The organism is Streptomyces sp. SBT349, assembly GCF_001083795.1.
GTDB lineage: Bacteria > Actinomycetota > Actinomycetes > Streptomycetales > Streptomycetaceae > Streptomyces.
Map to the genome: position 1 here is coordinate 1 of NZ_LAVK01000341.1, position 8,039 is coordinate 8,039.

At 75.1% G+C, this 8,039-nt stretch carries 8 protein-coding genes and 1 pseudogene; 6 read left to right on the forward strand and 3 right to left on the reverse strand.

What is annotated here, in order from left to right; genetic code table 11:
* A partial coding sequence (locus ADY01_RS29255; RefSeq protein ID WP_049579499.1) for an acetate--CoA ligase family protein occupies positions 1-530 on the reverse strand: 530 nt, incomplete at its 3' end.
* A 53-nt stretch (positions 531-583) separates the two neighbouring features.
* Here ADY01_RS29255 and ADY01_RS29260 point away from each other — a divergent pair.
* From ADY01_RS29260 to ADY01_RS29275, 4 genes and pseudogenes are all read left to right on the forward strand, one after another.
* Positions 584-1,018, forward strand: a pseudogene (locus ADY01_RS29260) (acetate--CoA ligase family protein); the annotation flags it as partial.
* Positions 1,019-1,065: 47 nt separating this feature from the next.
* Positions 1,066-1,653 (forward strand): DUF5998 family protein, encoded by a 588-nt coding sequence (locus ADY01_RS41025; protein WP_049579503.1) that lies wholly within the window; start codon positions 1,066-1,068, stop codon positions 1,651-1,653.
* On the forward strand, positions 1,650-2,873 hold the full coding sequence (locus ADY01_RS29270; RefSeq protein ID WP_049579505.1) for an alkaline phosphatase family protein: 1,224 nt from the start codon (positions 1,650-1,652) through the stop codon (positions 2,871-2,873). The genes ADY01_RS41025 and ADY01_RS29270 overlap by 4 nt, the downstream gene beginning before the upstream one ends.
* A gap of 28 nt (positions 2,874-2,901) precedes the next feature.
* Positions 2,902-3,558 carry a thymidine kinase gene (locus tag ADY01_RS29275; protein ID WP_049579506.1) on the forward strand — a complete coding sequence of 219 codons (657 nt, stop codon included), beginning with the start codon at positions 2,902-2,904 and terminating at the stop codon, positions 3,556-3,558.
* Between the two features lie 45 nt (positions 3,559-3,603).
* On the opposite strand, the gene ADY01_RS29280 is transcribed toward ADY01_RS29275, so the two are convergent.
* A complete protein-coding gene (locus ADY01_RS29280) occupies positions 3,604-4,392 on the reverse strand; it encodes a VOC family protein (RefSeq protein WP_049579508.1) in 789 nt (262 codons plus the stop codon).
* A gap of 87 nt (positions 4,393-4,479) precedes the next feature.
* Here ADY01_RS29280 and ADY01_RS29285 point away from each other — a divergent pair, with 87 nt between their 5' ends.
* Positions 4,480-5,319 carry a sulfurtransferase gene (locus ADY01_RS29285; protein ID WP_049579510.1) on the forward strand — a complete coding sequence of 280 codons (840 nt, stop codon included), beginning with the start codon at positions 4,480-4,482 and terminating at the stop codon, positions 5,317-5,319.
* 51 nt (positions 5,320-5,370) lie between these two features.
* On the opposite strand, the gene sepH is transcribed toward ADY01_RS29285, so the two are convergent.
* Positions 5,371-6,381 carry a septation protein SepH gene (gene sepH / locus ADY01_RS29290; protein ID WP_049579512.1) on the reverse strand — a complete coding sequence of 337 codons (1,011 nt, stop codon included), beginning with the start codon at positions 6,379-6,381 and terminating at the stop codon, positions 5,371-5,373.
* Between the two features lie 514 nt (positions 6,382-6,895).
* On the opposite strand from sepH, the gene ADY01_RS29295 reads away from it, so the two are divergent.
* Positions 6,896-8,023, forward strand: coding sequence for a ferrochelatase (locus ADY01_RS29295; RefSeq protein WP_049579514.1), 1,128 nt, complete (start codon positions 6,896-6,898; stop codon positions 8,021-8,023).
* Positions 8,024-8,039 lie beyond the last annotated feature (16 nt).

Below are 8,039 nucleotides of genomic sequence, written 5' to 3' on the forward strand. Positions count from 1 at the left end.
CCCCCGAGGTCGGCGCGGTGCCGCAGGTGGGGGGCGGTGGGCTTGAGGGCCACCGGGTAGCCGACGCTCCGCGCCGCGGCGACCGCGGTGTCCGCGTCGGGGGCGGGCAGCACGGGGGGCACGGGAATGCCGTAGGCGGCGAGGAGTTCGCGGGTGCGGTCCGCGTCCAGCGGGGTGGCGTGGAGCGGCCCCTCGGCGCGCGCGGGGTCCACCGCGTCCGCGAGCAGCCGGGCGGCGGCCGGTTCGTCGATGTCGTCGTACACCGGAACGCGCCCGGGCTCGGTGGACCCCGCGCGCCACCGCGCGTACCGGACCGCCTGGGCGAGGGCGCGGACCGCCCGTTCCGCGGAGGGGTAGGCGGGCAGGCCGCGGGCGCTGAGCGCGGCGGCGAGCCCGTCGAGTGCGAGATGGGCGACGACCACGGGCTTGCCCGCGCCGGTTCCGGCTTCGGTGACCGCGGCGAGCAGCGCCTCGGTGAACTCCCGGTCGGTGGGCGGGTCCTCGCGGACGGTGGGGACGACGGTGACCACGACGGCGTCGGTGCCCGGGTCGGCGAGCGCGCCACCTCGCCGAGGCGGATACCGCCACGGACCCCGGCCTGGTCGTCCAGGCGATGGCGCCGCGCGGCGTGGACACCGTGGTCCGCGCGACGGTGGACCCCGCCGTCGGCGCGCTCCTCTCGTTCGGGCTGGCCGGGCCGCCCTCCGAACTGCTCGGCGACCTCGCGCACCGGCTGCTCCCCGTCACCGACCGGGACGCGGCGGAGCTGGTGCGCGCGATCAGGGCCGCGCCCATGCTGTTCGGCTGGCGCGGCGCGAGCCCGGTGGACACCGGGGCCCTGGAAGAGCTGCTGCTACGGCTCGGCCGCCTCCTCGACGACCACCCCGAAGTCGCCTCCGCCGAGCTGGAACCGGTGGTCGTCGCCCCCCACGGGGTCACCGTGCTGGCCGCGGCGGTCCGCGTCGCGCCCCCGCCACCGCGCACGGATCTGGGCCCGCGCCGCCTCCCCGCATACTGACGCCGAGTGGCCCTTCCCGGAACCGTGCCGCCCCGTAGGATGGGCGCATGGCGAAGACCGGTACGACGTCCCAGGGGTTGCGGGAGGCGATCGAGCGCAGCGGGTACTACCCGGCGCTGGTCGCCGAGGCGGTGGAGGCCGCCGTCGGACGGGAGCCAGTCGTCTCCTTCCTGGTCCACCAGGAGACGACCTTCGACAGCAACGAAGTGCGTCGGCACGCCACCGTCCTCGTGCTGACCGGCACCCGTTTCATCGTGAGCCACACCGACGAGCAGTCGGCCGACAGCACGGCGCCCGCGCCCTACGCCACCACCTCCACCGAGTCGGTGAAGCTCTCCCGCATCGCCTCCGTGGTGATCAGCCGCGTCGTCGCCGACCCCCAGTCGTACGCGGCGGGCACGCTGCCCCGGGAGGTCGTCCTCACCATCGGCTGGGGCGCCGTCGCCCGCATCGACATGGAGCCCGCCAGCTGCGGCGACCCCAACTGCGAGGCGGACCACGGCTACACCGGGTCCAGCACGGCCGACGACCTCTCCCTGCGCATCAGCGAGGCGGGCGACGGCCCCGAGACGGTGCGCCAGACGCTCGACTTCGCCCAGGCGCTCTCCGAGGCGACGGCGGTGGCCGGCAGGTGACCCTTCCCCGGCCTGGCAGCTGGGAGGTCTCCCCTTCCCCGGCCGACGACCCCGCGCCGCTCGACCCGCGTGCGGCGCCCGCGCCCCGGTACGGATCCGGGTCGCTCGCCGACCTCCTGCCCGCGGTGGCGGAGGGGCTGGGGGTCCCCGGCGTGACCTCGGGGCTCCGCCTGCCGCCGGCCGACCGGGTCTGCGTCTTCCTCGTCGACGGCCTCGGCTGGGAGGCGCTGCGCGCGAACCCGGAGTCCGCCCCGTTCCTCACCTCCCTGCTGCCCACCTCGCGGGCCGGCACGGGCGCCCCCATCACCGCGGGGTTCCCGGCCACCACCGCGACCTCACTCGCCTCCCTCGGCACCGGGCTCGCCCCCGCCACCCACGGCCTGGCCGGGTACAAGGTGCTGAATCCGGAGACCGGCGAGCTCATGAACCAGCTCCGCTGGGACCCGTGGACCGAGCCGGGGGACTGGCAGCCGCACCCGACGATCTTCCAGCGTGCGCACGAGGCGGGCGTGAGCACGGCGCAGGTCTCCGCGCCGCACTTCGTGCGGACGCCGCTCACCCGGGTCGCCCTCTCCGGCGGCACCTTCGTCGGCCGCCTCGACGCCGGGGAGCGCATGGACGTGGCCGCGCGCCGGCTGGCGGAGGGCGACCGCACGCTCGTCTACACGTACTACGCCGAGGTGGACGGCACCGGCCACCGGCAGGGCATGGACTCCGACGCCTGGCGCCGCGAGCTGCGGTTCGTCGACGGCCTGGCCCAGCGGCTCTCCGAGCAGCTGCCGCCCCGTTCCGCGCTGTACATCACCGCGGACCACGGCATGGTGGACGTGCCCCGGACCCCCGAGTGCAGGTTCGACTTCGACGAGGACTGGGAGCTGCGCGCGGGCGTGGCCCGCCTCGGCGGCGAGGGCCGCGCCCGCCACCTCTACGCGGTGCCGGGCGCCGCGAGCGACGTGTACGCGGTGTGGCGCGAGGTGCTGGCCGGCCAGGCGTGGGTCGCGACCCGCGACGAGGCCGTCGAGCTCGGCTGGTTCGGGCCGCCGGGCGCGGGGGTCGAGGAGCGGGTCCGGTCCCGCATCGGGGACGTGGTGGTGGCGATGACCGGCTTGGCCAGCGTGGTCGCCAGCGTCACCGAGCCCAAGGAGTCCGCGCTCATCGGCATGCACGGCTCGGTGACCCCGGCCGAGCAGCTCGTTCCGCTCCTCGAAGTACGCACCTGAGTACGCACCCACCTGGAGCTGAGTCACTGTGGCCGAACTCGCCTTCTTCTCGGGCACGATGGACTGCGGCAAGAGCACCCTCGCCCTTCAGATGCAGCACAACCGATCGGCCCGTGGCCTCAGGGGCATGATCTTCACGCGCAACGACCAGGCGGGCGCGGGCCGGCTCTCCTCGCGGCTCGGCCTGGTCGCCGACGCCGTCGAGACGGACGAGCGCTTCGACTTCCACGCCCACCTCGTCACGTACCTGACCGCGGGCGGGCGTACGGACTACGTCATCGCGGACGAGGCGCAGTTCCTCTCGCCCGAGCAGGTCGACCAGCTGGCCCGCGTCGTGGACGACCTGGGGATCGACGTCTTCGCGTTCGGCATCACCACCGACTTCAGGACCCGCCTCTTCCCCGGCTCCCAGCGGCTGATCGAGCTCGCCGACCGGGTGGAGGTCCTCCAGGTGGAGGCGCTGTGCTGGTGCGGGGCCAGGGCCACGCACAACGCCCGCACCGTGGGCGGGCGGATGGTGGTCGAGGGCGCGCAGGTCGTCGTGGGCGCCGTGGACCCGGGCGGCGAGGTCGGCTACGAGGTCCTCTGCCGCCGCCACCACCGCAGGCGGCTGACCGCGGCCGCGGCGGGCGCGGGCCCCATCTCGCCCGAGGTGCTTCCCCCGGACCCCATGCCGGGGCGGTGACCGCCCCGGCGGCGGGACGCGCCCCGCCGCCGAAACCGGCCCCGTTCAGTCGCGCTTGGCCCTGCGGATGACGGCGAACGGCGCGCCCTCCGGGTCGGTCACCTGCGCCCACCGCCCGAACGGCGAGACCTCGGGCTCGGTCAACTGCCGCCCGCCGAGCCGGACGGCGAGGTCCACCGCCTCCTCCACGTCCGGCACCGAGAAGTACGTCAGCCAGTGCGGGCCCCGGTCCTGCGGCACCGCCTCGGCGACCCCGCGGATCCCGGCGATCGGGCGGCCCGCGAGCCGCAGCGTCAGATAGTCACTGCCCGGGGGCAGCGCGGGCTCTGGTGCCGACTCGTAACCGAACACCATGGAGTAGAACTTGCCGACCCCCGCCGTCTCAAAGGTGATCAGCTCGTTCCACACGGGGGCGCCCGAGTGCCCCTGGAACGGTCCGGGCCGCCGTCGCGGCGGGCCCTGCCACAGGCCGAAGGCCGCGCCCCTGACGTCGGAGGCGATCGCCAGCCGCCCCACGTGCTCGGCGTCCAGCGGCCCCACGGCGACCGTGCCGCCGCTCTCGCGGATCAGCGCCGCCGTGCCGTCCACGTCCCTGGTCGCGATGTACGGCAGCCACGCGACCACGCGCTGCGCACCCTGCGCGATCTCGCCGAGCCCCGCCACGGGCTGCCCGTCGCGCAGCGCCCTGACATAGGCGCCCAGCGGCTCCGGCCCCTCGTCGAACTCCCAGCCGAACAAGCCACCGTAGAACTCCTGGCTCGCCGCCAGGTCGTGCACCATCAGACTCACCCAGCGGTGCGTTCCGGAAACCGGCGGACTCGCTGCCTCGGTCATTCTGTCTCTTCTCTCCTCAAGGACCATCACGCCACTGCCGTTACCCGCCCTCACGAGTCTCCCCCTCGTCACGGGGAGAATGGGCCCATGACAGCAATGATCCCGGCACCCGAACTCGCCGCCGCACTCGGCCCCGGAACGGCACCTCCCGAGCGGCCCGTGCTGCTCGACGTGCGCTGGCGGCTCGGCGGTCCCCCCGGCCGCTCCGCGTACGAGGCGGGCCACCTGCCCGGGGCCGTCTACGTGGATCTGGAGAGCGAACTCGCCGCCCCGCCGGGACCCGGCGGCCGTCACCCGCTGCCCGACCCGGAGATCTTCGGCACCGCCATGCGCCGGGCCGGCGTCTCGCACGGCCGCCCCGTGGTGGTCTACGACGGCGGGCAGGGCTGGGCCGCGGCGCGCGCCTGGTGGCTGCTGCGATACGGGGGTCACCAGCGGGTGCGGGTCCTCGACGGCGGGATCGGCGCCTGGCGGGGCGAGGTGACCACCGAGGTCCCCGAGCCCGCCGAGGGCGACTTCGTGCCCGTGCCCGGCGCCCTGCCGGTCCTGGACGCCGACGGCGCCGCGCGGCTGGCCAGGGACGGTGTGCTGCTGGACGCCAGGGCGGGGGAGCGGTACCGAGGCGAGGTCGAACCGATCGACCCGGTCGGCGGGCACATCCCCGGCGCCCTCTCCGCGCCGACCACGGAGAACGTGGGGGAGGAGGGCCGGCTGCGCGAACCGGCCGACTTGGCCGCCCACTTCGCCGCGCTCGGCGTCACCCCGGGCACGGCGGTGGGCGTCTACTGCGGCTCCGGCGTCTCCGCCGCGCACGCGGTGCTGGCCCTGTCGGAGGCGGGCGTCGAGGCGTCGCTGTACCCCGGCTCCTGGAGCGAGTGGACCGCCGACCCCGGGCGCCCCGTCGCGAAGGGCCAGGAGCCGGGCTGATCCGGGGCGGGGGCCGCCGGGACCGCTCCGGACCTCCCGGCCCTCTCGCGCTCAGTCCTTCTTCTTGCGCCGCGTGCCGAAGACGATCTCGTCCCAGCTCGGCACCGCCGCGCGCCGGCCGGGGCGGACGCCGTCCGCCTCGGCCTGACGGTCCGTGGAGCCGGTGAGCCGGTCGCGGTGCCCGCCGACCGAACGCGGCATCAGCACATCCGCGTAGGTCGAGCCGGCCGACGCGGCGGGGGCGGGGGCGGTGCCCCCGCGTACCGGCGGCACGTCCTCGTTCTCCGGCTCCTCGGCCGAGGCCACCGCGGCGGGCGGCCCCGGCTGCTCCGGCACCACCAGGTCGCCCCTGAAGCTCGGCACGGCCTCCAGCAGGCTGGTCAGGGAGTCCGCGTCGTTCTCCGGGGAGGTGCGGGGAGCGGGGGAGCGCTCGCCCTCCCGCGGCAGCCTCGCGATCCGCGGCACGAACGGCGTGCTCGGCTCCGGGGTGTCGTCCGTCTCGCCCAGCAGCGCCCGCGCCTCGTCGTCCACGGCCTGCACCAGGCGGCGCGGCGGGTCGTACGTCCAGCTCGCGGAGTGCGTCTCGCCGGCGACCCGGTAGACGAGCAGCACCTCCCAGGTGCCGTCGTCGCGCCGCCAGGAGTCCCAGCGCACCGCGTCCTTGTCCGCGCCGCGCAGCAGCAGCCGCTCGGCCACCGCGTCGCCGAGCTGCGGCCCCGCGGTCTCTCCCGGACGCCGCACCGGCGTCTTGCGGGCCCGCTCCGCCATGAAGGCGCGCTCGGCGAGCACGGGGCCCTCGAAGCGCCGCACCCGGTCCACGGGGATCCCCGCGAACTGGGCCACCTCCTCGGCGGTCGCGCCGGCTCGTATGCGCGCCTGGATGTCGCGCGGGCGCAGGTGGTTCTCGACCTCGATCTCGATCTGGCCGAGGCGCGCCCTGTCATTGCGCACGGCGGCGCGCAGCCGCTCGTCGATGGGCAGGGTGTATTCCGTGTTGTCGGCAGCCTTGAGCACCAGGCGTGTGCCGTCATTGCTCACGGCCACGACACGCAGTTCGGGCACGAGGACCTCCCGGTGGTGCCTGCCGACGTCACCTACGTCGCTGCTCCCGCTAGACGAGTGTGACTTGCCCGGGTGCAGCCTGCCACAACCTTGCTGACTTGCCCGGCGTGTCGGGCCATGGTCTTGAGCCGCTGTTGTGGCACAGTCACCACTTTGCCACGTGTGGTGACCAGCGCGAGCGAATTGCGCGCACACGGGCCACCGCGGGCCAAGGCCAGGAATTTCACACTACTCCATTGGGGCCAAGCGGATAGGGCGCCGCGCCACCGAACTTTCCCCCGGAGACGGGAGTTGGCCCGCCCTTTCCCCACCCGCAAGGGTGACAAGGCTCACAGACGCGGCAGAGTGGTAACTATCCCCGCACGTCTCGCCCGATATGTGTCAGTACCGTGCGGAAAATGTGCGCGTACGGCCGAATGGCGGAACCTCGCGCAAGGAATCCGCGGGGGAACGGGGAGGGAGGGCCGGGACGGACCTCGGGGCCGCCGAGGGGCGGGTGGCAGGATGTGACGCCATGGACCGCGCCCTCGTCTCCGATCCGTACGACGCCCTGCTGCTGCTCTCCTTCGGGGGTCCCGAGGGCCCCGACGACGTCCTTCCCTTCCTGGAGAACGTCACGCGCGGGCGCGGTATCCCGCGCGAGCGGCTGGCCGAGGTGGGCGCGCACTACCACCTCTTCGGCGGCGTCAGCCCGATCAACGAGCAGAACCGCACGCTGCTGGCCGCCCTCCGCGCCGACTTCGCCGAGCACGGCGTGGACCTCCCGGTCTACTGGGGCAACAGGAACTGGGCGCCCTATGTGACCGACACGCTCCGCGAGATGGCCGCCGCCGGTCACCGCCGCGTTCTCACGCTGGCCACCAGCGCCTACGCCTCCTACTCCGGCTGCCGCCAGTACCGGGAGGACCTGGCCGGGGCGCTGGCCACCCTGGAGGCCGAGGGCGTCGCGCTGCCGCGGGTGGACAAGCTGCGCCACTACTTCAACCACCCCGGCTTCCTGGACACCGTGACCGACGGGGTGCTCGCCGCCCTGGCCCTGCTGCCCGAGGCCGTCCGCGACGGCGCGCACCTGGCGTTCACGACCCACTCGATCCCCCTGGCCTCGGCCGAGACCTCGGGCCCCCCGCACGTGCACGGCGCTGGGGGCGCCTACGTCGCCCAGCACCTCGACGCCGCCCGCTCCGTCGCCGAGGCGGTGCGCGAGGCGACCGGGCGCGACCACCCCTGGGACCTCGTCTACCAGTCCCGCAGCGGCGCGCCGAGCATCCCCTGGCTCGAACCCGACATCAACGACCACCTCGGCGCCGTCCACGAGAAGGGGGCGCCGGCCGTGGTGATGGTCCCGATCGGCTTCGTCTCGGACCACATGGAGGTCCGCTACGACCTGGACACCGAGGCGACGGCCACCGCCGAGGCCCTGGGCCTGCCCGTCGTCAGGTCCGCCACCGTCGGCGCCGACCCGCGCTTCGTCGCCGGGGTGCGCGACCTGGTGCTGGAACGCGCCGCCACCGAGCGGCGCGAGGCCCCGCGGCGCGCGGCGCGGGGGACGCTCGGCGCCTCCCACGACGTCTGCCCCCTGGGCTGCTGCCCCGGCCGGGCGGCCGGGGCCGTCGCCGCGGGCGCCGACAGCCCCTATGCCTGACGCCCTCACCGACCCC